We start from the raw sequence: 26,837 nt of genomic DNA, 5'->3' as shown, positions 1-26,837 counted from the left end.
AAATCGGCGCGACGTCGGATGGAACGTCGATCACTACGACGGTGAACCTCCCTTTCCGCAACCGCAATTCAACACCGCCTCGCACATGGGTATTTCAATGCATGTGTAGGGCGTGACGTGATTCTATGATTCTCCATCGCGGGAAGAGATGATTCCCCCGGTTTTCGTCTTCGGGTCGGTGTCCCGTTCGGGGCCGCCGCACGGGAATCTGCTGGAGACTCACTCCGCCATTGCCCGGTTTTGCCCGATTTTCGCCTCGTTATGGCACGGATAAGGCGTTGCTGCTCTCGGCTAAGTGCCAATGAACAAAGGGTTTTCTTAACCTCTTGTTAAGAGTTTGAGGCCGGATGGGGCGGTTTTGTGTCGTTTCAGCAACAGCGTGGGGGGAAGGGCGAGCCAAACTGGACGAACTGGCAAGTTGGTGATTGCGCCGACGGTCCGGTCTTGTATTTTCAACTCCGGAAGCAAGGGCGGTTGATCGTCCGACTTCTTAAATGTTGGGGATGGGGCAGGGAACGCTGTCCTTCAGCAAAATACCCAGACCCGTTTGAAACTTTTGACTGGAGGTCAGAAATGAACATCAAGAGCCTTCTTCTCGGCTCCGCTGCGGCTCTCGCAGCAGTATCCGGCGCCCAGGCAGCTGACGCAATCGTAGCTGCTGAGCCGGAGCCCATGGAATACGTTCGCGTTTGCGACGCTTTCGGCACTGGCTACTTCTACATCCCGGGCACGGAAACCTGCCTGAAGGTCGGCGGTTACGTCCGTACGCAGATCAACTACATCGACAACGACAGCGGCAGCGATGCAGCTGATTGGGACGCTCGCACCAAGGGTTACCTGACCTTCGCTGCCAAGAACGACACCGAAATTGGCACGGTCAGCGCTTACATCAACCTGGAAGCATGGGACAACGACGACGGCAACCTGCTCGACGGCGCTTGGATCAATGTTGCTGGCTTTGACATCGGTTACTTCTACAACTGGTGGGACGATTTCGGCCTGTCCGGCGAAACCGATTGGGCTGACAACGGCAACACCCTGCACAACGCTGTTCGTTACGTCTATGACGGCGGCTCGTTCCAGGCTGGTCTCGCTGTTGAAGAGCTGAGCGACGTTCTCTACGATGCAGGCACGAACGACGATGTCGGCCTTTCGGCTCTTATCCGTGGCACGGTTGGCGGCGTTGACGCCCTGTTGATCGCTTCCTACGACTTCGACGCTGAAGAAGCTGCCTTCAAGGCTCGCCTGACGGCTGACCTTGGCCCGGGCACGCTCGGCATCCTCGGTGTCTACGCAACGGACCCGAACGCTTTCTGGGATATCTCGGAATGGTCGGTCGCTGCTGAGTACAAGATCCAGGCAACTGAAAAGCTCTTCATCACCCCGGCTGTTCAGTACTTCGGCGACTACGGTACGGTTGGCACGGCTGCTCTCGACACCCTCGACTTCGGTGGCGACGACGCTTGGCGCGTTGGTATCACTGCCGGCTACCAGATCACTGAAGGTCTGCGTACGCTCGCAACTGTCAACTACACGGACGTTGATGGCGACGACGACGGCACCTGGGACGGCTTCCTCCGTCTGCAGCGCGACTTCTAATCTCTGGCTTCATGTCAGTGATGGAAAGCCCGGCCGAAAGGCCGGGCTTTTTCTGTTTCGTACCTTCGCTTTCAGCCAGCGTCGCCGTTATCCTGAAATCCCGTTTATGAAGCCGGTGATTTCGGCCTGCAGATCGGGAAAGTGCAGCAATGGGGCGTGGCCCTGGCCCTTGGCCGTTACCCGTTTCAATTCGGGATGCCGTTTGGCCATCTCCTCGAAGGTGCCGACCGAGAGCAGCGTCGAGTTCTCCCCCCGGATCGCCATCAGCGGCACCTTTTTCAGTTCGTCGTAAAGCGCCCAAAGATCGGGCAAGAGATCCGGCAGCGGCCTGGTCATGTCCATCGTCGCCAAGGGTTCCACCAGCGCGGGATCATAGTCGGGGCGGATCATGCCGTCCTGTTCCCGGAAGATGGCATCTGCCATCTCCAGCCAATCCTTGGAACTGAGCGCGGGAAAGGCGGCGCCATGGGTTCGCTGCAGCGTTTCGGCGGCTTGCGCCCAGGCGTGCGGCCAGAAATGCGGATCGTTCTGCGCCTGGAGATAGTCGCGGATTGCAGCCAGTCCCGCCAGCTCAATGACCGGGCCGATATCGTTGAGCACGACGCCGCGAAGCAGGGCAGGGTGTGAGGCCGCCAGCAGATGCAGGGTCAGCCCGCCGCGCGACGTCCCGATGAAAATTGCTTGGGCAATATCGAGTGCCCCGCAGGCGGTGATGACATCCTCGGCCTCGACCGCCAACTGGTAGCGGCTCTTGTCCGTGTCCCAGCCCGAAAGTCCCCGGCCGCGATAATCAAGTGTAACGACTCGACGTGGCCTTTCCGGAGCAAGAGAGAGCTGCCGCGCCAGATAATGAAAATCGCGGCTGTTGCGGCTGAGGCCGGGCAGGCAGACGATAGGTAGATCCGCCGTCGTTCGCGGATTGTCGCGGCCATAGTCGCGGGCATAAAGACGCAATCCGTCGCTTGCCGAAAAATAGCGCTCCTTAAATCCTGTGCCGATTGTGACTGTCATGGTGGCAGGTCTCCTTTTCAAGAAGGAACCATAGCCGGCCAGGATGCCGTGAGAAGAGAGGCCTATGTTATTTCCGGGCCTTGGTCGGTCGGGATCAAGGTGACAAACGCGGTGTACCGGCCGCTATGGATGACAACTGCCGGCGGCCCATGCGCAAGTCGTCGACGATATCGGCTTCCTGATCAAGCCGCGTCTTGTAAATCTGGTAGTTCTCCATGACGCGCTGCACATAGCCGCGGGTCTCGGCAAAGGGAATGCGCTCCACCCAGTCGATCACTGCGTCGATCGGCTTGCCGCGCGGGTCGCCATACCGCTCGATCCATTCACGCACCCGGCGCGGGCCGGCATTGTAGGCAATGAAGGTAAGCACATAGGAGCCATCGAACCGGTCGATCTGCTCGCCGAGATAATGGGCGCCGAGCGTGGCGTTGTAGGCGCTATCGGTCGTCAGCCGTTCCCTCGAATAGGCAAGTCCGTGGCGGCTGGCCACATTTTTCGCCGTGCCGGGAAGGAGTTGCAGCAGTCCGCGCGCATTGGCCGGCGAGACGGCGGCGGGATTGAAAGCGCTCTCCTGTCGGGCAATGGCATAGGCAAGCGCCTTTCCGGCGCCATCTATCTTGGCAGTGGGCGGGATCACCCCGATGGGGAAGGCAAGTGCCGCCACATCCAGGCCTCGCCCGAACGCAAGCTTGCCCAGTTGCAGGGATAGCTGATGGTTCCTGGATTTTTCGGCCCGGGCGACAAGCAGCGCCAGTTCACCCGGACTGGTCAATTGCCTGGCGAGTGCGCGGTAAAGACTGTCGGCGCGCCAGCCATGGCCGGTTTCCTCGAGGCGCGCTATGGCGCGCACGGCCTCTCGGTTGTCGAAACGGACGCGATCGCCGGCAGCCGGGGCGGGATAGGCGATATCGAGTTTGTCGCGACCAAGGCGAGCGGCGGCCAACTGGCCGTAATATGTGGCAGGAAAGCCGGCTGCCCGCTTGAAGAATTCGGTTGCATCTCCCGGCCCGCCGGCTTCGGCGGCGCGGCCGAGCCAGTACCAGGCCCGCGAGGCAGAAAGCGGCCGGTCGGAGACCGTCAGGATTTTCCGAAAATGCGTGGCAGCGGCCGTTGCATCGTCAAGGCCGCGCAGGGCGTACCAGCCGGCATGGAATTCCGCGTCCACGATATCGGCGGGATCAGTCGCCACGTGATTGGCTGCCATTTCATAGGCGGCGCGGGTCTTGCCCTGGTCGAACAGCCCCCGGCTGATGATCCTCTGCTCGATCCACCATTGGCAGGGATCGACAAGCGCCTGCCCGTCTCTGGGCATGCCGGCCAGCAAGGCCGCGGCCTCCTGGTATTTCTCCTGATGGCGCAGATGCTCCACACGGATGAACAGATAGGCCGGGGCATCGTGCCAGGATGGATCGACGGCTGCGATGAGCGCCTCTGCCGTATGGGCGCGCCTGGCCACGGCAACCCAGGCGCGGTAGAGCGATTGCGCCTTGCCGAGATCGGCGAAACGGGCCGCCTGGTTGTCGTCTCCGTGATAAAGCAGCATTTCCATGCGCCGCCGGTGATCCGCCGTCGTCAGGAGCCCTGAAAACTCCGAGAGAATTTCGCTTTCGCTCGCGGTGTCCAGCCGTTCTTTCGCCCAAAGCCCGCGCAACAGGCTGGCCGCCTCGTTGCCGCGGTCTTGCGTCACCAGGGCGCGGGCAAGGATGAGCGTGCCTTGCGTCGTTTCGGGCGGAGTGGTCGCAAATTCGGCGAGCACCTTCCCGGCTGGCGCGTTTTCCCGATAGAGCGCACGTTCCAGATGATAGCGTAGCGCATCGAGCCCCGGCCAGCCCTTCAATTCGTTCTGCGCGGCGGCAACGTCGTGCGAGGATACGCCTTTCTGCCCGGAAACGGCGATCGCAAATGTGAGCACGCGCCGGTCGAACCCATGCGCCGGCATGGCATCGCGCGCAGCAAGAGCTGCCGCGGCATCCCTGTTGGAAAGTGCGTCGAGGCCCTGTTTGAGGCCGGCATCGATGGTTTTGGTAGCGGTCGGGCCGGTGATCCTGTCGGCTTTCGCTGATATAGGCGGCCTGGATTGCGGTATCGGGACCGGGCTTTCCTCGGCGCTTGCGGCCGTGCAAAAAGGGAGGGCCACGAGGCAAAACGCCGCCGTCATCGCGCCCAGGAAAGGTGGGGCGGCCAATCGCCCCGGTCCGGCTGGTGGGGTTCTCTCGCCTGTGCGGCCCGATGCTGCAGAAAGCCTGTGCGTTTCCATTCGATCCCGTCGATATCGGCGCGTCCGGGCGGCGGGCGATTGCCGGAGGTCGTCGCGCCGTCGCTCCCGGATGAATAGAGCGGGAGCCGGTGATAATGGCGCTACAGAATGCTTGCCGCAAGCACCTCACATGACTATGGTGCGCCAGTTTTCTAACCACGAAATACGGCCAAAGCATGGGCTGGTTTCACGTTCCGGCCGTCAGGAGTCGTGCATGTTCAAGGGATCCTTCCCCGCTCTCGTCACACCGTTCACCGCATCGGGCGCGGTGGATACGGATGCCTTTGCCGCGCATGTCGAATGGCAGATCGCCGAAGGCAGTCACGGCCTGGTGCCGGTCGGCACCACCGGTGAATCGCCCACCCTGTCGCATGCCGAACATAAACGCGTCGTCGAATTGTGCATCGAAACGGCGGCCAGGCGCGTGCCCGTCATTGCCGGCGCCGGCTCCAACAATACGATCGAGGCGATCGAGCTTGCCCAGCATGCAGAAAAGGCCGGTGCAGATGCCGTCCTGGTGGTGACGCCTTATTACAACAAGCCGACCCAGAAGGGGCTTTTCGCCCATTATGCCGCCATTGCCGAAAGCATCCGGCTGCCGATCGTGGTCTATAATATTCCCGGCCGCTCGGTTGTCGATATGAGCGTCGAGACCATGGCGGCGCTGCACAAGGCACATCCGTCGATCATCGGCGTCAAGGATGCGACCGGCAAGATCGAGCGCGTCTCCGAGCAGCGCCTGGCCTGCGGCCCCGGCTTCGTCCAGCTATCGGGCGAGGATGCGACGGCGCTCGGCTTCAACGCCCATGGCGGGGTAGGGTGCATTTCCGTGACGGCCAACGTGGCGCCGCGCCTCTGCGCCGAATTCCAGGAGGCGACGCTCGCCGGCAATTATGCCAAGGCGCTGGAGTATCAGGACAAACTGATGCCGCTGCACCGGGCGATCTTCATGGAGCCCGGCCTTTGCGGCGCCAAATATGCACTCAACAGGTTGCGCCAGATGAGCCGCACGGTGCGTTCTCCCCTGCTGTCGACGCTCGAGCCGGCAACGGAGGCGGCGATCGACGCGGCGCTGCGCCATGCGGGGCTGATGAACTGATGGCACCCAAAGGCAGCCAGCGCGTGGTCAATAAAATCGTCGCGGAGAACCGTAAGGCCCGCTTCAATTACGAGATCATCGATACCTATGAGGCCGGTCTGGTTCTCACCGGCACCGAGGTCAAGTCGCTGCGCGAAGGCAAGGCCAATATCGCCGAATCCTATGCCACCGACGAGGGCGGGGAGATGTGGCTGATCAATTCCTATCTGCCGGAATATCTGCAGGCCAATCGCTTCAACCACGAGCCGCGTCGCCGGCGCAAGCTGCTTCTGTCGAAGCGCGAGGCCCATCGGTTGCAAAGCGCCATCAATCGTGACGGCATGACGCTGATCCCGCTCAAGATCTACTTCAACGATCAGGGCAGGGCGAAGCTGGAATTGGCATTGGGTAAGGGCAAGAAGCTGCACGACAAGCGCGAAAGCGAAAAGGAACGGGACTGGAACCGGCAGAAAAGCCGGATCATGAAGGACCACCACTAAAGCGGGAGGGTCTCTCCGGCGTTGGGGCAGACCTCTCGGCCGGCCCCCGTCGTTTTCATTCCTCGGCGTCGTCCGCAACCGGTTCGCTGGCCCGGGCCGGCCGCTCGGAGGGATCGCGGCCCACTTCTGCCTTCAGGCTCACCAGTTCGATGAAATGATCCGCCTGGCGGCGAAGATCGTCGGCGATCATCGGCGGCTGGGTCGCCATGGTGGACACCACCGATACCTTGCGCCCCTTGCGCTGCAGGGCTTCCACCAGCGTGGTGAAGTCGCCGTCGCCGGAAAAGATCACCAGATGATCGACGGTTTCCGACTGTTCCATCGCATCGATGGCCAGCTCGATGTCCATATTGCCCTTGATCTTGCGCCGCCCGAGGGAATCGGTGAATTCCTTGGCGGGCTTCGTCACAACCTTGTAGCCGTTGTAATCCAGCCAGTCGATCAATGGACGGATGGAGGAATATTCCTGGTCCTCGATCAGCGCGGTGTAATAATAGGCGCGCAGCAGATAGCCGCGCTTCTGGAAAGCCTTGAGCAGCTTGCGATAGTCAATGTCGAAACCCAGGCTTTTCGAAGCGGCGTATAAATTGGCGCCGTCGATAAAGAGCGCGATTTTTTCGCGTGGATCGAACATCGTATTTCCTTTGGTTTATCTCAATGCGTATGATTTTTTTCAACCTCCGCGAGCGTATTGCGGCGAGGAAGAAAGAATTCGCGTACATTAAGCTTTCATCATATACAATGGAGCCTTGTAGGTCCATACTGGCTTTAGTCCAAGAAAATTCTGGACGAAAAGGCTACATCTCGCAGTTCTTTGCGGAAATTAAGTTAGGATTGCCTTTATTTAGGATTTTTTTTGCATCAGGCCAGCACAGCTTACTCCAGTGTCGATTTTTTCGTTAAGGATGATTTCGAACGGATAACGTGTCGTTCTTGATTATGGATGCCGAAGCCGCACGACCGGTCGTTCGATGCCTGCCTGGTTGTCTTCGCTGACCAAAGACATGCGCTGCCAGCGGATAACTTCGACCCTGGATGAAGAAAAACTTGAATTTGTTCAGGTTTGCTTGTATCGGGCAGGTTAATTCCTGAAATCGGAGCCACGTAGACCGTCAGGCCGACGGCTGGACGGGGTCCGATTTTGTTAATCAGCGCCAGCGCCGGGTCGTTTCAGGGCATCTGCGATCAGGGCTGCGCTCTTGAGATCCAAAGGACAGGCAATGGCTCGCGTCACCGTTGAAGACTGCATCGACAAGGTCGATAACCGTTTCGAACTCGTGCTTCTGGCAAGCCACCGCGCCCGGCTGATCTCCCAGGGTGCGTCGATCACCATCGATCGCGACAATGACAAGAACCCGGTCGTCGCCCTGCGCGAGATCGCCGACGAAACCCTGTCGCCGGGCGACCTCAAGGAAGACCTGATCCATTCCCTGCAGAAGCATGTCGAAATCGACGAGCCGGAACCCGATCCGTCCTCGCTGATCGCCAACGACGCGGCTGCGGTTTTCGCGGAACAGTCGGGCGACGACGACCAGCCGGAAGTGGTCACCTTCGATCGCATGTCGGAAGAGGAACTCTTGGCCGGTATCGAAGGCCTTGTTCCGCCGGAAAAAAGCGACGATTACTGAAACGGCCCGCATCCGGCTAACGTCCCGGATGCGACGTTCTGACGCGGTGCCGTCTTTCTCCCGGATGCGGGAGATGTCGGCATAGGCAAAGCGGTGCGCCACTCCTATGATTGGCGCACTTTTTCATTCCGGATTTCCTGGAGTCGCTCACGGATGATGCGCCAATACGAGCTCGTTGAGCGCGTTCAAAAATACAAGCCCGATGTGAACGAGGCGCTTCTGAACAAGGCCTATGTTTACGCCATGCAGAAGCATGGCCAGCAGAAACGGGCAAGCGGCGACCCCTACATTTCCCATCCTCTCGAAGTGGCCGCCATCCTTACCGAAATGCATCTCGATGAATCGACGATCGCGGTGGCGCTGCTCCACGATACGATCGAGGACACGACGGCGACCCGGGCGGAAATCGACGATCTGTTCGGCGAGGATATCGGCGCCCTGGTGGAGGGCCTGACGAAGATCAAGAAGCTCGATCTCGTCACCAAGAAGGCCAAGCAGGCGGAAAACCTGCGCAAGCTGCTGCTGGCCATCTCCGACGATGTGCGCGTGCTCCTGGTCAAGCTTGCCGACCGGCTGCACAATATGCGCACGCTCGATCACATGTCGGCGGAAAAGCGGGCCCGGATTTCCGAAGAGACGATGGATATCTATGCGCCGCTGGCCGGCCGCATGGGCATGCAGGACATGCGCGAGGAGCTGGAAAATCTCTCCTTCCGCCATATCAATCCCGAAGCCTTCGATACCGTCACCCGCCGCCTGAACGAATTGTCGACCCGCAATGAAGGCCTGATCAAGAAGATCGAGGACGAACTGGGCGAACTCATCCTTGCCAAGGGCTTGACCGGCACGCTCGTCAAGGGCCGGCAGAAAAAGCCCTATTCCATCTTCAGGAAGATGCAATCGAAGTCGCTGTCCTTCGAACAGCTCTCCGATGTCTGGGGTTTTCGCATCGTCGTTGCGGATATTCCCGATTGCTATCGGGCGCTCGGCATCGTCCATACCCGCTGGCGCGTCGTTCCCGGACGGTTTAAGGACTATATTTCGACGCCCAAGCAGAACGATTACCAGTCGATCCACACGACGATCGTCGGCCCCTCCCGCCAGCGCATCGAGTTGCAGATCCGCACCCGGCTGATGCACGAGATCGCCGAATACGGCATTGCCGCCCATACGCTCTACAAGGACAGCGTGGAACCCGCCGGCGAGATCAAGCTGTCGCCGAAATCCAACGCCTATTCCTGGCTGCGCCGGACGATCGAATCGCTAGCCGAGGGGGACAACCCGGAAGAATTCCTCGAGCACACCAAGCTCGAACTTTTCCAGGATCAGGTTTTCTGCTTTACCCCGAAGGGCCAGCTCATTGCCTTGCCGCGGGGCGCCACGCCGATCGACTTCGCCTATGCGGTGCACACCAATATCGGTGATACCTGCGTCGGCGCGAAGATCAACGGCCGCATCATGCCGCTGGTCACGCGGCTGAACAACGGCGACGAGGTCGAGATCGTCCGATCGGGCATACAGGTGCCGCCGCCCGCCTGGGAGGAGATCGTTGTCACCGGCAAGGCCCGCGCCGCCATCCGGCGGGCGACGCGCGCCGCCGTGCGCAAGCAATATTCCGGCCTCGGCTACCGAATACTGGAGCGCACGTTCGAGCGCGCTGGCAAAGCCTTCAGCCGCGAGGCGATGAAGCCGGTCCTCCACCGTCTCGGCCAGAAGGAGGTCGAGGATGCTATTGCCGCCGTCGGTCGTGGCGAGCTCTCGTCGCTCGACGTGATGCGGGCGGTCTATCCGGACCACCAGGACGAGCGCGTCACCGTGAAGCCCAATACCGACGAGGGCTGGTTCAATATGCGCAGCGCCGCCGGCATGGTGTTCAAGCTGCCGGGTCGCTCGAAGGACATGTTCGACGCGCCGGAGGGGGAGGGGCCGGAGGCGCTGCCGATCCGTGGCCTGTCGGGCAATGCTCAGGTCAATTTCAGCCCTTCGGGTGCCGTACCGGGAGACCGCATCGTCGGCATCATGGAAAAGGACAAGGGCATCACCATCTATCCGATCCAGTCGCCGAGCCTGCAGAAGTTCGACGAGGAATCGGAACGCTGGATCGATGTGCGCTGGGATCTCGACGAGGCGAACAATACGCGCTTCATGGCGCGCATACAGATCAATGCCCTGAACGAGCCGGGTACGCTTGCGGAGATCGCCCAGGCGATCGCCACCAGCGATATCAATATCCGCAGCCTGTCGATGGGGCCGGTCGCCGCCGATTTCAGCGAATTCCAGCTTGAACTCGAAGTCTGGGATCTGCGCCAGCTCAATCATCTGATCACCCAGATCAGGGATCTGCCGAGCGTTTCCACGATCAAGCGCGTATTCGAATAGTTCGCACCTTGGATGATGGCGTAACGCAGCTGTTCGCACTGTATCCGAGGCAGTTGCCCATCAAAGAGGCATTCTCCAGTGTCGGAACGGGCAGGCCATGCAGCTTGCGCATGGCTGCTGTCCTTTTGCGTGTCTGGTGGAAAACGGCTGCCGCGCCTATCTTCTTGTCGGGAGGTAAACAACGAGGTTTGCCATGTTCAAGCAATTGAAAAAGATCACCAACGCCCTGCGCGTACCGACTGCCCAAGACCGCGAATTGCGTTATCTCAACGGTTCCGTCGACAGGATCGACCTGGAGTACCGTCAGCGCCAGATCGACCGCGGCCTGTTCCGCAACTCCTTCTGACATATGCCCGTCCGGCTGCCTGTTTCGCAGGCCGCCGGGACCCCTGCAAAAGCTGCATGGGACGCTGAAAGCTCAGAACCGCCGGTCCGGCATTCGGCCGGTGCCTGGACGCCGATTTTTCCGATCGTGCCACTGAATAGACATTGAATAGCCATGGGCGGATCGTCTATCACGGCATTATGTTGTTCAGACGCAAGAGGCCGGCGACCCGGCTGGGGCGAATCCGCGAGTTCCTGTGGCCGCGAAAGGGCTTTTCGCGAGGCCTGCGCTATCTGTCGATGCGCGTCATCCGTCTGTCGTCGTCGCCTCATTCCATTGCTGTCGGGGTTGCGGCGGGTGCGGCCGCTTCGGCCACGCCGTTCATCGGCTTTCATATCCTCATCGCGCTGGCGCTGGCCTATGCCTTTTCGGGAAACCTGCTTGCTGCCGGCCTATCGACCGCGCTTGCCAATCCGGTGACCATTCCGGTGATTTTCGCCGCCGTCTATGAGGTCGGCACGGCTCTTTCCGGGGCGGGCGGCCACGGTGCCCTGTCGGGCCGGGATATCCTTCACATGCTCGGTGAGCTTGATCTGTCGCATCTGTGGGGACCGGTCCTGAAGCCGATGTTGATTGGAACCGTGCCACTTGCAGCCGCCAGCGCCCTCATCTTTTACGTCGCGGCTTTCCATGCCGCCAGTCTCTATCAGGCCCGTCGCCGTTCCCGTCGTTCACGCCACGTCCAGGCCAGCACGGCCGGCCCAGCCGATGCCACCTGAACCTGACGAATTTGTAACTTGGCAGGCAAGCGCCTCTTTGCTCTTGTTTCGCCAGGCGTGTTTGCATTTGAATGGAGTTTTGTGTCTCGATGATTATCGGCATCGGCAGTGACCTGATCGACATCAGGCGTATCGAAAGCTCGCTCGCGCGCTTCGGAGAACGCTTTTCCAATCGCTGTTTCACCGAGATCGAAATCCGCAAGTCGGAAGGCCGGAAGAACCGCGCCGAATCCTATGCCAAGCGATTTGCCGCCAAGGAGGCTTGTTCCAAGGCGCTCGGCACCGGCATGGCGCAGGGTGTCTTCTGGAAGGATATGGGCGTGGTCAACCTGCCGGGCGGCAAGCCGACCATGCATCTGACCGGCGGTGCGGCAGAGCGCCTGGCGGAGATGCTGCCGGCGGGCCATCGGGGCGTCGTTCACCTGACCATTACCGATGATTTTCCCCTGGCGCAGGCCTTTGTCATAATCGAGGCACTGCCGGTTGCTCAAGATTGAGGAAGCGTTTAGAGCATGTCCGGGTGAGACAAGCCCAGGGCATGTGAAAAGCCGGCGCCCTTTGCGGCGCGAAGACATTCGCTCGGCGCCCGGAAGGGCACCAGGACCAGATCAAGGAAGACGTGGCGTGGCAGAGAAGATCGAAAAGAAGCAGGACGGCCTGTGGGAAAACGTCAAGGTCATCATCCAGGCGCTGCTTCTGGCCGTGGTGATCCGCACGGTCTTCTTCCAGCCCTTTACCATTCCCTCGGGCTCGATGATGCCGACGCTTCTGGTCGGCGACTATATCTTCGTCAACAAGTTCGCCTACGGCTATTCGAAATATTCGCTGCCGTTCTCGCCGGACCTGTTCGACGGGCGCATCTTTGCAAGCGAACCTGAGCGCGGCGATGTCGTCGTGTTCCGCTTTCCGCCGAACCCGGATATCGACTATATCAAGCGCCTGATCGGCCTGCCGGGCGACCGCGTGCAGGTGCGCGACAATGTCCTCTATGTCAACGACAAGGCGGTCGAGCGCGTGCCGGACGGCGTCTTCCGTGCCGATGGTGGCTACGATACCGGCGGTGAAATTCCGGTTTTCCGCGAAACGCTGGACAATGGCGTGACCTATGACACGCTCGATCAGTTTACCGATACGCGCGGCGACAATACCCGGGAATTCATCGTTCCCGAGGGCCATTACTTCATGATGGGCGACAATCGCGACAACTCGGCCGACAGCCGTTTCGACGTCGGTTTCGTGCCCGCTCAGAATCTCGTCGGCCGTGCCAGCGTGATCTTCTTCTCGCTCGGCAACGACACGTCCTTCCTCGAAATCTGGAAATGGCCGACCAATCTGCGTTATGACCGCTTCTTCAAGAGCGTCGAATGAGCAAGGGCCGTTCGCTGAACACGGAGGACCGGGCGCGGCTGGAAGCGGCGATCGGCTACAGCTTTGTCCAGAAGGAGCGGCTCGACCGGGCGCTGACCCATGCCAGCGCCCGCAATGCCAAGGGCTCGAACTATGAGCGGCTGGAATTCCTCGGTGATCGGGTGCTCGGGCTCTGCGTCGCCGAATTGCTGTTCCAGACCTTCAAGGAGGCGGATGAGGGCGAACTGTCCGTTCGCCTGAACCAGCTGGTCAGCGCCGATAGCTGTGCGCTGGTGGCCGATGCGCTGTCGCTGCATCTGTTCATCCGTACCGGCGCCGACGTGAAGAAGCTCACCGGAAAACACATGCTGAATGTGCGCGCCGATGTGGTAGAATCCCTCATTGCCGCGATCTATCTCGACGGCGGGCTCGAAGCGGCACGTGGCTTCATCCAGCAGCACTGGTCGGCGCGGGCAAGCCGGGTGGATGGCGCGCGCCGCGACGCTAAGACCGAATTGCAGGAATGGGCGCATGCCAGGTTTGCCGTCACGCCGAACTATCGCATCGACGACCGTTCCGGGCCGGATCACGATCCGCGCTTCACCGTCACGGTGGAAATACCCGGCATAGCGCCGGCGACGGGGATAGACCGGTCCAAGCGCGCCGCCGAACAGGTGGCCGCGACAAAAATTCTGGAGCGCGAGGGCGTCTGGAAGAAACCGACGACGGCTTGATCTGTCTGGAGGCAGTGTCCTCCCGAAAGATCAGGCAATCTTTGACAGGCCATGCGACCTTGCGCGTCTAAGCGACGCCGGCGCTCAATCGGAATCACTGACATCATGAACGAAACAGACGCAAACACGCAGGCAACCGAAAAAGGCCCGACCCGCTCGGGTTTCGTGGCCCTGATCGGCGCCACCAATGCCGGCAAATCGACGCTGGTCAACCGGCTGGTCGGCGCCAAGGTCTCGATCGTCAGCCACAAGGTGCAGACGACCCGCGCCATCGTGCGCGGTATCGCGATCCACAAGAATGCGCAGATCGTCTTCATGGATACGCCCGGCATTTTCAAGCCGCGCCGGCGGCTCGACCGCGCCATGGTGACGACCGCCTGGGGCGGGGCCAAGGATGCCGACGCCATCATGATGCTGATCGACAGCGAACGCGGACTGAAGGGCGACGCCGAAACCATTCTCGAAGGGCTCAAGCATGTCGAGCAGCCGAAAATGCTGGTGCTCAACAAGATCGACCAGGTGTCGCGCGAAGACCTGCTGAAGCTTGCGACCGCGGCCAATGAGTATGTCGAATTCGAGCGCACCTTCATGATTTCGGCGCTGACAGGCTCCGGCTGCGATGACGTGCTCGATTATCTCGCCATGAAGCTGCCGGAAGGGCCATGGTACTATCCGGAAGACCAGATCTCCGACCTGCCCATGCGCCAGCTCGCTGCCGAGATCACCCGCGAAAAACTGTTCCTGCGGCTGCACCAGGAGCTTCCCTATTCTTCCCATGTCGAGACCGAGAAATGGGAAGAGCGCAAGGACGGCTCGGTGCGAATCGAGCAGGTGATCTATGTCGAGCGCGACAGCCAGAAGAAGATCGCGCTGGGCAAGAACGGCGAGGCGATCAAGGCCATCTCCATGGCCTCGCGCAAGGAACTTTCCGAAATCCTCGAGCAGCCCGTTCACCTGTTCCTGTTCGTCAAGGTGCGCGAGAACTGGGGCGACGACCCCGAGCGCTTCCGCGAGATGGGACTGGATTTTCCGAAGTAGCCGCCAGCTGCGAAAGACTGATGGCGGCTCCGTGCTCTCGCTGTGCAACGACAGGATTTTTGCGCAAATAATCGTGCGCGTCCGAAGCCGGTATTGCGCTGCGACGAAACCATATTAGTGTGGGGCATGTCCTGAAGGACAGCGTCTTCCCGGGGCGGCCATGCGACCGTTTCCGGGGCAGTGCGTTTGCGCATCGCGGCCCGCGATATCCCCGGCCACCCCTCGGCCCCGGCTTCCTTTCTCGTTTTCGGGTCGTCCGCCTGCTTTCGCCTGGACTGGGACCGCTTCTCCTTTGCGGCACGGCATATCCGCGTGACGTCTGTCTGGGAGTTGAAATGAGCAATTTTCTGGGAATGCTCCGCCAACTGGTTCAAAAAGGCAATTTGAAAGCCATCCTCGCCTCCGGCGAACAGGCTATGCTCGGCGATGGGACCGGGGAGCTGGTCGTGCTTCGTACGGCCGACGAGGCTGCAGAAAAGGCGATCCTGCTCGATCCGGGCCTGAAATTCGGTGAAATGTATGTCGAGGGACGTCTTGTCGTCGAACAGGGTACCATCTTCGACGTGATTGCCCTGATGAAGGCAAATGGCCTGGAAAAGGCCGCGACGGCCGGCAATGTGACCACCGCCCTTTTGCATGTGGCGGGGCAACAGATCAGGGCGCATCTGCCGGTCAATCGCAACAGGCACAATATCGCCCACCATTATGATCTCGACGGCAGGCTGTTCGATCTGTTTCTCGACCCGGACTGGCAATATTCCTGCGCCTATTTCGATCCGCCGGGCATCGGGCTCGATGAGGCGCAACTGGCAAAGAAGCGCCATATTGCCGCGAAGCTCCTGCCGGAGCCGGGGCAGACGGTGCTCGAAGTCGGCTCTGGCTGGGGCGGCATGGCCATGTATCTGGCCGAATCTTCCGGCGTCGACGTGACCGGCATCACGCTCAGCGAAGAGCAGTTGCGCGTTTCGGTGGGACGCGCCGAAAAGCGGGGACTTTCCGGTCGCGTTCGCTTCGAACTGCAGGACTATCGGAAGATGGAAAACCGCCGGTTCGACCGGATCGTTTCCGTCGGCATGTTCGAGCATGTCGGCATGGCGAATTATCGCGGCTTCTTCGCCAAGATGGCGCATCTGCTGGCGCCGGACGGCGTCATGGTGCTGCACTATATCGGCCAGGCGGAAAAACCCTGGGCGACCAATCCCTGGATCGAGAAATATATTTTTCCGGGCGGCTATATGCCGGCTCTGTCCGAAGTCATGCCCGCGATCGAGAAGGCAGGGCTGGCGGTTCGCGACGTCGAGGTGCTGCCGATGCACTATGCCCATACGCTGCGGGCCTGGCGGGAGCGCTTCACGGCGCGACGGGAGGAGGCGATCCGGCTCTACGACGAGCGCTTTTTCCGCATGTGGGAATTCTATCTGGCGGCCTCCGAAACAGCATTCCTCTACGACAGGCTGCGGATTTTTCAGATCCAGCTGTCGCGGGCCGACGGCGCAGTGCCCTATACCCGCAACTATATCGCCGAACGCGAGGCGGCCTTGCGCGCCTTCGAGAAAACGCGCCCGCCGCTGGAGCCTGTGGAGTTCTGACCGGCCGCATTGAGCCGCCATCCTTCTGTGGACGCTGGCCAAGCGGCCGGCGCCTCGACTTGGCCTTGGCGGCGGCTGGCTCTATGCTCCGGCAAATCATCACCAACTCCACGGAATGTCATGTCCCTGCCGTCCAAATCCATTTCCGTCCTGATTGCCCGTGAAATCAACGCGACGCCCGCGCAGGCGGTGGCCGCGATCGAACTGCTGGACGAAGGCGCCACCGTTCCCTTCATCGCCCGTTACCGCAAGGAAGTGACGGGCGGACTGGACGACACGCAGCTTCGCACTCTTGCCGAGCGCCTGGTCTATCTGCGCGAACTCGAAGCCCGCCGGCTCTCCATTCTCGAATCCATACGCGGCCAGGACAAGCTGACCAGCGAACTGGAAGGCAAGATCGCCGCCGTCACCACCAAGGCGGAACTGGAAGACATCTATCTGCCCTACAAGCCCAAGCGGCGCACCAAGGCGCAGATCGCCCGCGAGCGTGGGCTCGAGGCCCTGGCGGACGCCATATTGGCCGATCGCCGCATCGCGCCGGCGGATCGTGCAGCCGCCTTCATCACCGCCGAAGTGCCCGATATCAAGACCGCGCTCGACGGCGCGCGCGACATCATCGCCGAAAGCGTCGCAGAGAATGCCGATCTCCTTGGTCGGCTGCGCGCCCATATGAGGCAATCGGCTTTTCTGCGGTCCCGGGTGGTGGAGGGCAAGCAGGAGGCGGGCGCCAAATTCTCCGATTATTTCGACCATTCCGAGCGCTGGGCGACCGTGCCGGGCCACAGGGCGCTTGCCATGCTGCGCGGCTGGAACGAGGAATTCCTGTCCGTCGATATTGTCGTCGACAAGGATGACACCTCGCCGGTCAAGCCCGTCGAGCGGATGATCGCCGCGGTTTTCGCCATCGGCACCCTTCCGGCCGATACCTGGCTGATGGAAGCGATCGGCTGGACCTGGCGGGTGAAACTGTCCATGTCGCTCTCCCTCGACCTCATGCGCGAACTGCGCGAAAGGGCGGAGGAGGAGGCGATCCATGTCTTTGCCCGCAACCTCAAGGACCTGCTGCTCGCGGCACCTGCCGGCTCGAGGCCGACCATGGGGCTCGATCCCGGCATCCGCACCGGCGTCAAGGTCGCTATCATTGACGGCACCGGCAAGCTGCTGGAGACCACCACCGTCTATCCCTTTCCGCCGAGGAACGATATTCGCGGCACGCAGGCCGAACTCGCAGGCCTGGTGCGCAAGCACGGGATCGAACTGATCGCCATCGGCAACGGCACCGGCAGTCGCGAAACCGAGCGCCTCGTTGCCGACATGCTGACGCAATTGCCGGCCGGACCGAAGCCAACCAAGGTGATCGTCTCGGAAGCCGGCGCTTCCGTTTATTCCGCCTCGCAGGCCGCCGCGGATGAATTTCCGGGGCTCGACGTCTCGTTGCGCGGTGCCGTCTCCATCGCCCGCCGCCTGCAGGACCCGCTGGCGGAACTTGTGAAGATCGAGCCGAAGTCGATCGGCGTCGGCCAGTACCAGCACGATGTCGACCAGGCTCGCCTTGGCCGTTCGCTCGATGCCGTCGTCGAAGATGCCGTGAATGCGGTCGGCGTCGATCTCAACACTGCCTCCGCGCCGCTTCTGTCGCGCGTCTCGGGCCTTGGAAAATCCGCCGCCGAAGCGATCGTCGCCCATCGCGATGCAACGGGGGCTTTCGCTAGCCGCAAGGAACTGATGAAGGTTCCGCGTCTTGGTGCCCGCACCTTCGAGCAATGCGCCGGCTTCCTGCGCATCCGCGACGGCAAGGAGCCGCTCGATGCCTCCTCCGTGCATCCGGAAGCCTATGGTGTCGCAAAGAAGATCATTGCCGCCTGCGGCCGCGACCTACGCGCCATCATGGGCGACAGCGCCGCGCTGAAACAGCTCGATCCGAAGAGCTTCGTTGATGAACGCTTCGGCCTGCCGACAGTCAGGGATATCCTCGCCGAACTGGAAAAGCCCGGTCGCGATCCGCGCCCGAGCTTCAAGACCGCGACCTTTGCCGATGGCATCGACGATATCAAGGACTTGAAGCCGGGCATGTTGCTGGAGGGCACCGTTACGAATGTCGCCGCCTTCGGCGCCTTCGTCGATATCGGGGTTCATCAGGACGGGCTGGTGCATGTCTCCCAGCTTGCCGATCGTTTCGTCAAAGATCCGCATGAGGTGGTCAAGGCTGGCGACGTCGTGCAGGTGCGCGTCACCGAGGTGGATATCCCCCGTAAGCGCATCGGCCTGACCATGCGCAAGGACGGTACCGCTGAGTCAGGTGGACGCGAGACGCGCAGCGATCCGAAGGCTGCCCATCAGGCGCGCCAGACCTTGGCGAAGGTCCAGCCGGCCAAGCCTCAGGTTCCCGCCCAGGGTGCCTTCGGCGCGGCTCTTGCCGAGGCGATGAAGCGAAAATAACCGAGGCGAGCCGGCGGTCAGTTGCCGGCCTCGACCATGTCGTTTGGCTTCGGCGCGAGCGTCACCGTGCAGAGCACGCCCTCGGGGGGAACGGGACCGCGCCAGGTGAGGCGCGGTGCTTCGACCTTCAGGCCGAAGGCAGGAGAATACCAGCCGCCATCGCCGATCTCGCCACCGCTCCGGATCGCAATGTTTCCCGGCTGTGCCCAGGACAGTGTTGCTATTGCCTCTCCGGCGCGCCCGATCAGGACCTGTCCCCCAACCAGCCGCGCATCGCAATCCGGCGGCAGTTGAAAGGTGATTTCGGCGGTCCGGGAACCGGCGCCGACCAGCCTGTCGTGGATCGCAAAACCGTCTGGCGTAGCGAAAATCCTGCGGCGGTGAACGGCGTCGAAACGACTTTCATAGCCGTCATGAGCGGCTGTCACCGACCAGTTCGGGCCTTCGGAAACCTCTTCCAGGCGCGCCACGGCCTTGTGCGACCAGTTGAAGGCGCCGGACATGATGCTCTGGTCGGCGCCCTCGATGTTCAGCGTATTGTGGGCGCGCGTCCCCCGGAACCAGTCCCGCCATTCTCCGCCCGAATGGTAGAGATAGGTGCCCGGATCGGCAAACAGCGGCTTGTTGTCCACAGTAGCGAGAACCGAGAGCGCATCCGCATGGCCATGCGCGGCGATGGAGAGATAACCAAGCGGCCCATGGTCGAAGATGACGGCCAGGTCCCGGCCGGCCCTGGTCTCGCGGATGACCGTGTAGCCGCCATCAGCAAAGGTTTTTACTCCCTCGGGCGGCGGGCTGCCGGTTTGCGGCGAGCGGAAAAGCGCGTCCCGCAGATCGGCTTCCGGCGGCCGCGGACCGGCCGGTGGTTCGCCGAGATAACCGGCGATCGCCGCGCAGACGGACGCGGCATAGGCCGGTTCATGCCGGCAGAGCGACAAAACGCGCCCTTCGTCGTCGTCGCAGATGCCCGGCACGCGTCCGTCACTGTCCGAAAGCCAGGCGATATATCGGGTGAACAATTTCAGCCGCGCATCGACGCCGGGCAGGGGCCGTCCTGTAGACCGCGAAACCTGGTTGCAGAGGAGAATGAACTCGGCTGTGAAGGCCCCATAAGTCGGCGACCGTTCGGCGCCGGCACCGTCGTCGAGGATCTGCTTTTGGGCTTCCTCGGCAAGGATTCCGCGGCCCTTTGCTTCCAGACTGGCCGATAGAGGCAGATCCGGCATGGCCAGCGCGATCAGCAGTTCACCGGCCGTCTCGGCAACCAGATGATTGTTGGCCGAGGAAAAGCGAGAGGGATAGCGCGCCATCCAGACCATATGAGCATGAAGGATCGCGCAGATTCGGCCGACCGTCGCTTCCGAAAGCATCGGACCGCACAGGCTGGTCACGGTGAGAAGGCTGATGGCCCGCAGACCAAGCTCTATGCCGGAATTCCAGCACAGCCCCCTGAAAGGCGGATTGGCGTCATACCAGCTCTCGACAGCGGCCTCGATCGCCTCGATCGCCGCCCTGTTGCCGGTCAGGGCCGCATCCGCCGCCAGCGGCTGCAGGAACTGCAGGCGGTTGAATTCCCAGACATATTTGATGTCGCCAAGCTGGCGTTCGTGACGGTAGGCGATGTCGAAGCAATAGGTATCAGCGCCCGGCCAGAGGCGGCCGGTAACGGGGTCGAGGCGCCAGATCTTCGGCGGAAAAAGGTCGCCGGGTGCGCGCTGCGGCCAGGTCACGCCTAGCGCCCGGTAATGGCCCGCAAGCAGATCGGCGCTGGCGGCGACGATGTCTCGCCGCAGGTTTTCCGGTGCCGCGGTGAGGTTTTCGGACAGGCCGGCAAGTCGGGGGAGGGTGGCGGTGACCCGGTAGCGCTCCCAGCCCTCCAGCCGGCCTTTGGCCAGGCGCTTCCTGGCCTGCTCGACGATCCTGTGGCGGATTTCGGCGGTGCCCATCGCTTTCAGGCGGTTGAAATACCAGGCAAGGGACATTGGTTCACACCGGCTTGCGAACAATGCTCACCCAGAGGGCGACGAGGCTGTCGAAATACATACCGATTTCCAGCCGCTCGGCGTGCAGGCGCCGGGCATTTTCCCCGAGGCGTCTTCTTGTCTCCGGCTGCTCGATCAGGCGCCGTAGCGATGCCGCGATCGCCTCGGCGTCGCCGACGGGAACAAGCAGGCCGGTTTCGCCGTCGATGATGATATCCTCCACCGCGCCTACAGGGGTTGCGATAACCGCCAGGCCGGCGGCCATGCCCTCGATGACCGACATCGGCAGGTTTTCGTCGAAGGAAGGCAGGACAAGGACATCCGAGCTGGCCAGCAGCTGGTGCACCTCTTCGGGACCTACCCAGCCGGGCAGCGTCACCCGGTCCGCCAGGCCAAGGCGTTCGATGACCCGGCCTGCCTCGGCCAGATCGCCGTCGCCGGCGATGATCGCGTGCCAGCGATGCCGGTCGCCCGTCATCGACAGGGCTTCGAGAAGCTGCGGCACACCCTTTCGTGCGCCGACCCGGCCGAGAAACAGGATGCGCAATCGTCCGTCTTCGTCTTCCAGGCGTGCGTGCCTGGCCGTCGGCGTCGCATTGGGGATGACGACGATGCGGCCGCCAGCGTCCGGCACCTTCTCAGCCACGAAATTTTCCCAGACCTTGCCAAGGACGACGATGCGCGTGGCTTTTGCGAACAGTTCGGCGATCCTTGCTGCTGCGCGAGGCGAACTGTCGTTCCAGAATTGCCGGTAGCGCGAACCATGGAGGTGCAAGACATAGGGGATGCCCAACAGCCGGGCCCAGGCCGCGACCATTCTCTTGCGCCGCGTGCTGCCGTGGCTGGAGAGGTTGATGTGGAGGACATCGAGGTTTCCGCACGCCCGCAGCAATGTCATTCTCGCCAGAAACCAGGCAAGATGGAAGGGTGAGAAAAGGAGCTTTCCCTGCCCTCGCGTCGTCCCAAAAAAGATGCGCATGTCTTCGGGTGGATGCTCGAGTGCAAGCCTTCTGACCTCATCCATGATCCGGTCGATCCCGCCCATTCCCCCCTCGCCAAGAGGGGTGGCGATCAAGACGGAAAGGGGGCGAGCGGACATGTGGAACTCTTCAAAATGCTATGGGATTCTAAATGGTTGCCGGATCGACCAAAGACGCCGGCCGACGGAAATGCGGAATGGAAATACGTAAAATATGGAAATACAAAAGCATAAGAACCACTCGACTGTATAGTGAGGGAGAAGGAATTTGCCAATGCCGATAGACAGAGTGGCCGGCTCGCGGCGGGGATAGATCGCAGTGTCGGCAAGCACAGGCCAGTCCCAGTCGTTCAGGGATTAACCGCGATCGTCATTATCCGTTGACCATAACTTGCCGGTTGGTTATTCAGTCATGCAGTCGCAATTTTGACGCGGCAATTGCATTAGAAATGTCGTTTTGGAAGTAATTTTGTAGCCTCATAAATATATCACATCCGCAAAATAGGGCGTGATGTGATACTCTGGTATTGATTGTAAATATCCGCAGTTATGCGGGGAATGTGGCCGGTTTATTTGGCCGAAAAAATTTATATTTTATACATATTAAGGGGCAGTTCGTGATTATTGCGATCTTCGGCTTGGGCTATGTCGGGTTTACCGCCATGTGTTGCCTCGCAAAGGAGGGGCATCAGGTCATTGGCTTCGATGTCAGTGATAAGAAGGTCAATCAGATCAGGGAAGGTATTTCGCCGATCACCGAGCCGGGTGTCGACGTCCTTCTGGCGCAGGGCCTCGAAGCCGGGCTGATATCGGCCCACACGGAAATCCGCGACCATATCGACCGCTGCGACATGGCGATCGTCTGCGTGGGAACGCCGAGCGCGCCGGACGGCTCGCACAATATGACCTTTATCGCCGAAGTGACCCGCCAGATTGCCGTCTCGATTGCCGGCGGGGCCAGGAGAACGGCACCGCTGACGGTGGTCTATCGCTCGACGATCCGTCCCGGCACCGTGGCGGGCCTGATCGCGCCGATCCTGGCGTCGGAACTGGGCGACGCCTTCGAGACGGATATCGAACTCGTCTATAATCCGGAATTCCTTCGGGAATCCTCGGCCGTACAGGATTATTTCGATCCGCCCAAGATTGTCATCGGCACCGCGGACGGCAAGCCCAGCGCGCGGATGGACATTCTCAACCGCAATATCTCGGCCCCGACATTCTACGTGCCGCTGGGCGAGGCGGAGCTGACGAAATTCGTCGACAATACCTGGCACGCCGTCAAGGTCGCCTATGCCAACGAGATCGGCCGGGTCTGCCTGCAACTCGGCCTGAGCGCATCGAAGGTCCATGAGATTTTCGTGTCCGATACCAAGCTGAACATTTCGTCCTATTATATGCGGCCCGGCGGCGCCTTCGGGGGCTCGTGCCTGCCGAAGGACGTGCGGGCGATGCAATATATCGCCGCCGATTGCGGCGCCCATACGCATCTGGTGGATTCGCTGCTGCGTTCGAACGATGCCCATAAATACCGCCTGCTGGAGCAGGTGAGCCGCGGCCTGCCGCCGGGAGCATCGCTCCTTGTCGTCGGCCTGGCCTTCAAGGCGCTGACAGACGATCTCAGGGAAAGCCCGAACATCGATTTGACGCGGGGCCTTCTGCAAGCCGGGTTCCGCGTCTCGGTGTTCGATCCTGCCATCGATGCCTCCAAGCTGGTGGGCGCCAATCTGGGCTATGCCTATACACAAATCCCCACCTTGAGCAGGATGCTGGTCGACAGGCAGACGGCGGAGACGACCGTCTATGATCGTGTCGTGCTGACCAATGCGACGGCAAAGCTGCTTGATCTCGCCACCTTCGGCGATGTGATCGATATCGGCTCTCTGAAATGAGAAATTACGGCATGCAACTTTGCAATTCACGGTCATTCCCATGCGCATGAACGGACGCAAGATCCTCATCATCGTCGAGAACCTGCCCGTTCCCTTCGACAGGCGCGTCTGGCAGGAAGCACGCGCCCTCAAGACGGCAGGCGCGCAGGTGAGCGTCATCTGCCCGCAGGGCAAGCATCATCTCGCCCGCTACGAATATCTCGAAGGCATCCATGTCTATCGCCATCCGCTGGCCGAGGGCGGCGGCGGCGCGATCGGCTATCTCGTGGAATATGCGACGGCGCTGGTCTGGGAGACCTATCTGGCCTGGAGGATATTCTTCCGCCACGGCTTCGATACCATACAGGGATGCAATCCTCCGGACCTGATCTTCCTGATCGCATGGCAGTTCAAGCTGATCGGCAAGCGGTATGTTTTCGATCATCACGACATCAACCCGGAACTGTACGAGGCGAAGTTCGGACGGCGCGACCTGTGGTGGCGGGTAATGGTCGCCATGGAATGGCTGACCTTCAAGACGGCCGATGTCGTTATCTCCACGAACGAGAGCTACAAGAAGATCGCCATGCAGCGCGGCGGCAAACGCGAAAGCGATATCGTCGTGGTGCGAAGCGGGCCTGACCTGTCGCGCATCATCGTTCCGCCGCCGGCCCCGAAACTGAAGCGGGGCCGCGATTTCCTGGTGGGTTATGTCGGCGTCATGGGCGAACAGGAGGGGATCGATCTCCTTCTGGAAGTCGTCCACCATATCGTCTTCACCCTGGGAAGGCGCGATATCCAGTTTACCCTGGTGGGCGGCGGACCGAGCCTTGTCAAGCTTCAGGCCCTGTCGAAGGAACTGGGCGTCGAGGACTATGTCGAATTCATGGGCCGCGCGCCGGACGACATCCTGTTCAGGCTCCTGTCGACCTCGGATATCTGCGTCAATCCCGACCGGGTCAACGAGATGAACGACAAGTCGACGATGAACAAGATCCTGGAATATATGGCGTTCAGCAAGCCGATCGTTCAGTTCGACGTCACCGAAGGGCGCTATACGGCGCAGGAAGCCTCGCTTTACGCAAGACCCAACGACACGGTCGATTTTGCCGACAAGATCATGCAACTGCTTGCCGATCCGGGCGAGCGGCAAAGGCGAGGCGCCATCGGCCGCCGCCGCATTGTCGAGGAACTCTCCTGGGAATTCGAAGCTCCCAAATATATTCGCGCGCACAAGATCTGACGGGATAGAGAACATGCAAACATGGGCGGATCTGCGGTTTTTCGTTGCGATGCGGCTCTACTATTTTCGCCAGTTGCTGACGCGCGACGGCGAATGGGAGCTGAGGCTCCTGAAGAGATACGGATCGGGAAAAGCCCTTGCGGTCGATATCGGCGCAAACAACGGCACCTATTCCTACCATATGAGCCGACATTTCGCGGAGGTCGTCGCATTCGAGCCTAACCCGATGTTCGCGCGCTTTCTTTCCCGTTTGCCCGCACGGGTGAAAACCCAAGCCGTCGCATTGTCGGACCATGGCGGCGAGGGGACGCTTTCGATACCCGTCGGCTCCAATGGCGAGGCGCCGGGCTGGGCGTCGCTCGAGCAGATCGACAGCCAGGCGCGCGCCTTGCAGGTTCCCTTGAGGACACTCGATTCCTTCGATCTGGCACCTTCATTCATCAAGATCGACGTGGAAGGCCACGAACACGCCGTTCTCTCGGGCGCTCGCGCGACGATCGGAAAACACCGCCCGGTCGTTCTTGTGGAAGTCGAGGAACGCCACAGGAAGGGGTCCGTCGAAGCCTTGGGGCAGATGATGGAGAGTTGGGGATATGAAGGCTTCTTCTTCGAGGATGGCCAACAGACGCCGATCTCGGCCTTCGACAAGCAGGTCCACCAACCGGACCTCGGTGTCTTTCCCGGCAAACGGTTCAAGCGTCAGGAACTGAAATATTACAACAATTTCCTGTTCCTGCCGAAACGATGACCGACAGTGCGACACAATCGGACCTGCAGTCCTTCCAGATTCCGGCCAAAATCCCGGTCAAGACCCCGGCGACGGCACGCTGGCGGGTGATGGACACCGTCTTCTCGCTGCTGCTGTTCCTGACCTTCAACCCCTTTCCGCAATTGTTCAAGGGCGCGGACGAAATCTCCTCAGGGGACGCTGCCGGGAAGTCCTATCTTCTGATCCTGAAAATGTTGCTCTGCCTGCTTGCCGTCGCCGTTTTCTTCAAGAAGGTGAAGATCGGGGACATCAAGGCTCTTTCACCGCTCTTTGCTTTTCTGCTGATCGCGTTCTTCTCGGTTGCCTGGTCGAGCGAGCCCTATCTGACCGCGCGCGCCACTTTCGAGCTGGGAATTTGCGTGCTTTTTGGCCTCGTTCTCATCACCTGCCGGACAGTCGATGAAACCCTCCGGCTGATCTATGTGACCGTCAGCGTCGCGGTCGTTCTGTCGCTGGTGAATGCCGTGCTCTTCCCGAGCCTTGGCCAGCACAATGCAGACGATTTCAAGCAAAGCGTTCATGCCGGCCTGTGGCGGGGTATCTTCATTCACAAGAACATTCTCGGGCAGGTCGCTTCCCTGCATTTGGCGATGACGGTTCTTTCTCGCCGGGAGATCATCAGCAACGGTCTCCTGAGGGGGGCGTTGCTCATGGTTTCAGTCACCGTCCTGGTGAAGTCGGGGTCAGCAACGGCCTATATCCAGCTTGTCTTCGCCATTCTGGTTTTCTTCTTTATCCGCTTGTCACTTTCCCTCAGGATGTTCCTGTCGATCCTTTTGGTCGTCACCATGCCCTTCGGCCTGGTATTCTATGCCGAGATTGCCGATGTCGTCCTGGGTGCGGCGGGACGGGAACTCACCTTGACCGGGCGCACCCAGGTCTGGAACTGGCTGCTTGCCTATGAAGGCGCCCCCCGGCTCAACGGCGTGGGGTTCGGCAATTTTTACACGATCGGCAGCCACCTGCAGGATGCTTTCGGCCTGGCCGTCGTCGATGCCCATAGCGGATATCTCGAACTCTACCTGACCTTGGGTGCCCTTGGCCTCGCCGCCTTCTCCTACCTTGTCCTGTCCGGCTTTGCGGCGCTCTGGAAACTGAAAACGAGCGTCCCGTCCTTTGCGATGCTTGGGATCGTCATTCTCTCGATGTGGGTCCTGAATGCCGTGACCGAAACCTCGCCGTTCCGGCCCAACAATGGCCTGTTCGCCTGCGCGCTCGTCATTGTCGCGATGGCGCTCAAACGGGCAGCGGCGGCGCGTAGCCCGGCCCCGGCCAAGGGCGGCCCTTAGG

The 26,837-nt window shown here is 61.0% G+C and carries 22 protein-coding genes; 17 read left to right on the top strand and 5 right to left on the bottom strand.

What is annotated here, in order from left to right:
- Nucleotides 1-573 precede the first annotated feature (573 nt).
- Nucleotides 574-1,599 carry a porin gene (locus tag ASD31_RS09430; RefSeq protein ID WP_056332187.1) on the top strand — a complete coding sequence of 342 codons (1,026 nt, stop codon included), beginning with the start codon at nt 574-576 and terminating at the stop codon, nt 1,597-1,599.
- 87 nt (nt 1,600-1,686) lie between these two features.
- Here ASD31_RS09430 and ASD31_RS09425 read toward each other — a convergent pair whose 3' ends face one another.
- Nucleotides 1,687-2,610: an alpha/beta fold hydrolase gene (locus ASD31_RS09425; RefSeq protein ID WP_056332185.1), complete on the bottom strand. Its 924-nt coding sequence runs from the start codon at nt 2,608-2,610 to the stop codon at nt 1,687-1,689.
- A gap of 94 nt (nt 2,611-2,704) precedes the next feature.
- Nucleotides 2,705-4,768 (bottom strand): lytic transglycosylase domain-containing protein, encoded by a 2,064-nt coding sequence (locus ASD31_RS09420; RefSeq protein ID WP_056332183.1) that lies wholly within the window; start codon nt 4,766-4,768, stop codon nt 2,705-2,707.
- Nucleotides 4,769-5,081: 313 nt separating this feature from the next.
- Between ASD31_RS09420 and dapA the strand changes: the two genes are divergently transcribed.
- Entirely contained in the window at nt 5,082-5,966 is an 885-nt protein-coding gene (dapA, locus tag ASD31_RS09415) for a 4-hydroxy-tetrahydrodipicolinate synthase (RefSeq protein WP_056332181.1), read from the top strand.
- Nucleotides 5,966-6,445 carry an SsrA-binding protein SmpB gene (gene smpB, locus ASD31_RS09410; RefSeq protein WP_056332179.1) on the top strand — a complete coding sequence of 160 codons (480 nt, stop codon included), beginning with the start codon at nt 5,966-5,968 and terminating at the stop codon, nt 6,443-6,445. The genes dapA and smpB overlap by 1 nt, the downstream gene beginning before the upstream one ends.
- Nucleotides 6,446-6,500: 55 nt before the next feature.
- On the opposite strand, the gene ASD31_RS09405 is transcribed toward smpB, so the two are convergent.
- Nucleotides 6,501-7,079: an NYN domain-containing protein gene (locus ASD31_RS09405; protein ID WP_056332177.1), complete on the bottom strand. Its 579-nt coding sequence runs from the start codon at nt 7,077-7,079 to the stop codon at nt 6,501-6,503.
- Between the two features lie 586 nt (nt 7,080-7,665).
- Between ASD31_RS09405 and rpoZ the strand changes: the two genes are divergently transcribed.
- The 10 genes from rpoZ (at nt 7,666) to ASD31_RS09360 (ending at nt 18,703) form a co-directional block, all read left to right on the top strand.
- Entirely contained in the window at nt 7,666-8,073 is a 408-nt protein-coding gene (gene rpoZ / locus ASD31_RS09400) for a DNA-directed RNA polymerase subunit omega (RefSeq protein WP_056332176.1), read from the top strand.
- A 153-nt stretch (nt 8,074-8,226) separates the two neighbouring features.
- Nucleotides 8,227-10,452, top strand: a complete 2,226-nt coding sequence (locus tag ASD31_RS09395) for a RelA/SpoT family protein (RefSeq protein WP_056332173.1) — start codon at nt 8,227-8,229, stop codon at nt 10,450-10,452.
- Nucleotides 10,453-10,645: 193 nt separating this feature from the next.
- Complete coding sequence (locus ASD31_RS25395; RefSeq protein ID WP_082520492.1) at nt 10,646-10,798, top strand: DUF3563 family protein; 153 nt, start codon at nt 10,646-10,648, stop codon at nt 10,796-10,798.
- A gap of 179 nt (nt 10,799-10,977) precedes the next feature.
- The gene (locus ASD31_RS09390) at nt 10,978-11,556 is read left to right on the top strand and encodes a DUF2062 domain-containing protein (protein WP_056332171.1); all 579 of its coding nucleotides are present in this window, start codon (nt 10,978-10,980) and stop codon (nt 11,554-11,556) included.
- A gap of 89 nt (nt 11,557-11,645) precedes the next feature.
- Nucleotides 11,646-12,053 carry a holo-ACP synthase gene (gene acpS, locus ASD31_RS09385; RefSeq protein WP_056332169.1) on the top strand — a complete coding sequence of 136 codons (408 nt, stop codon included), beginning with the start codon at nt 11,646-11,648 and terminating at the stop codon, nt 12,051-12,053.
- A gap of 127 nt (nt 12,054-12,180) precedes the next feature.
- Nucleotides 12,181-12,924, top strand: coding sequence for a signal peptidase I (gene lepB, locus ASD31_RS09380; protein WP_056332167.1), 744 nt, complete (start codon nt 12,181-12,183; stop codon nt 12,922-12,924).
- Entirely contained in the window at nt 12,921-13,637 is a 717-nt protein-coding gene (rnc, locus tag ASD31_RS09375; RefSeq protein WP_056332165.1) for a ribonuclease III, read from the top strand. Before lepB ends, rnc begins: the two co-directional genes overlap by 4 nt.
- Nucleotides 13,638-13,742: 105 nt before the next feature.
- On the top strand, nt 13,743-14,675 hold the full coding sequence (era, locus tag ASD31_RS09370) for a GTPase Era (protein ID WP_056332163.1): 933 nt from the start codon (nt 13,743-13,745) through the stop codon (nt 14,673-14,675).
- Between the two features lie 335 nt (nt 14,676-15,010).
- A complete protein-coding gene (locus tag ASD31_RS09365; RefSeq protein ID WP_056332161.1) occupies nt 15,011-16,264 on the top strand; it encodes an SAM-dependent methyltransferase in 1,254 nt (417 codons plus the stop codon).
- 120 nt (nt 16,265-16,384) lie between these two features.
- Nucleotides 16,385-18,703 carry a Tex family protein gene (locus tag ASD31_RS09360; protein WP_056332160.1) on the top strand — a complete coding sequence of 773 codons (2,319 nt, stop codon included), beginning with the start codon at nt 16,385-16,387 and terminating at the stop codon, nt 18,701-18,703.
- Nucleotides 18,704-18,720: 17 nt separating this feature from the next.
- On the opposite strand, the gene ASD31_RS09355 is transcribed toward ASD31_RS09360, so the two are convergent.
- On the bottom strand, nt 18,721-20,685 hold the full coding sequence (locus tag ASD31_RS09355) for a heparinase II/III family protein (RefSeq protein WP_056332158.1): 1,965 nt from the start codon (nt 20,683-20,685) through the stop codon (nt 18,721-18,723).
- A 4-nt stretch (nt 20,686-20,689) separates the two neighbouring features.
- Nucleotides 20,690-21,784: a glycosyltransferase family 4 protein gene (locus tag ASD31_RS09350; protein WP_244483797.1), complete on the bottom strand. Its 1,095-nt coding sequence runs from the start codon at nt 21,782-21,784 to the stop codon at nt 20,690-20,692.
- A 497-nt stretch (nt 21,785-22,281) separates the two neighbouring features.
- On the opposite strand from ASD31_RS09350, the gene ASD31_RS09345 reads away from it, so the two are divergent.
- From ASD31_RS09345 to ASD31_RS09330, 4 genes are read left to right on the top strand one after another with little or no spacing between them, the layout of a single operon-like run.
- Nucleotides 22,282-23,556 carry a nucleotide sugar dehydrogenase gene (locus ASD31_RS09345; protein WP_056332155.1) on the top strand — a complete coding sequence of 425 codons (1,275 nt, stop codon included), beginning with the start codon at nt 22,282-22,284 and terminating at the stop codon, nt 23,554-23,556.
- A gap of 40 nt (nt 23,557-23,596) precedes the next feature.
- A complete protein-coding gene (locus ASD31_RS09340) occupies nt 23,597-24,778 on the top strand; it encodes a glycosyltransferase family 4 protein (RefSeq protein WP_056333146.1) in 1,182 nt (393 codons plus the stop codon).
- 13 nt (nt 24,779-24,791) lie between these two features.
- A complete protein-coding gene (locus ASD31_RS09335) occupies nt 24,792-25,526 on the top strand; it encodes an FkbM family methyltransferase (RefSeq protein ID WP_056332153.1) in 735 nt (244 codons plus the stop codon).
- Complete coding sequence (locus ASD31_RS09330; protein WP_056332151.1) at nt 25,523-26,836, top strand: O-antigen ligase family protein; 1,314 nt, start codon at nt 25,523-25,525, stop codon at nt 26,834-26,836. Before ASD31_RS09335 ends, ASD31_RS09330 begins: the two co-directional genes overlap by 4 nt.
- The last annotated feature ends 1 nt before the right edge of the window (nt 26,837 follow it).

Origin of the sequence: Rhizobium sp. Root482 (assembly GCF_001426565.1) — a bacterium.
In the GTDB taxonomy this organism is placed as follows: domain Bacteria; phylum Pseudomonadota; class Alphaproteobacteria; order Rhizobiales; family Rhizobiaceae; genus Pararhizobium.
The sequence above is the reverse complement of the archived record's forward strand: the minus strand, read 5'-3'. Positions and strand labels throughout refer to the sequence as shown.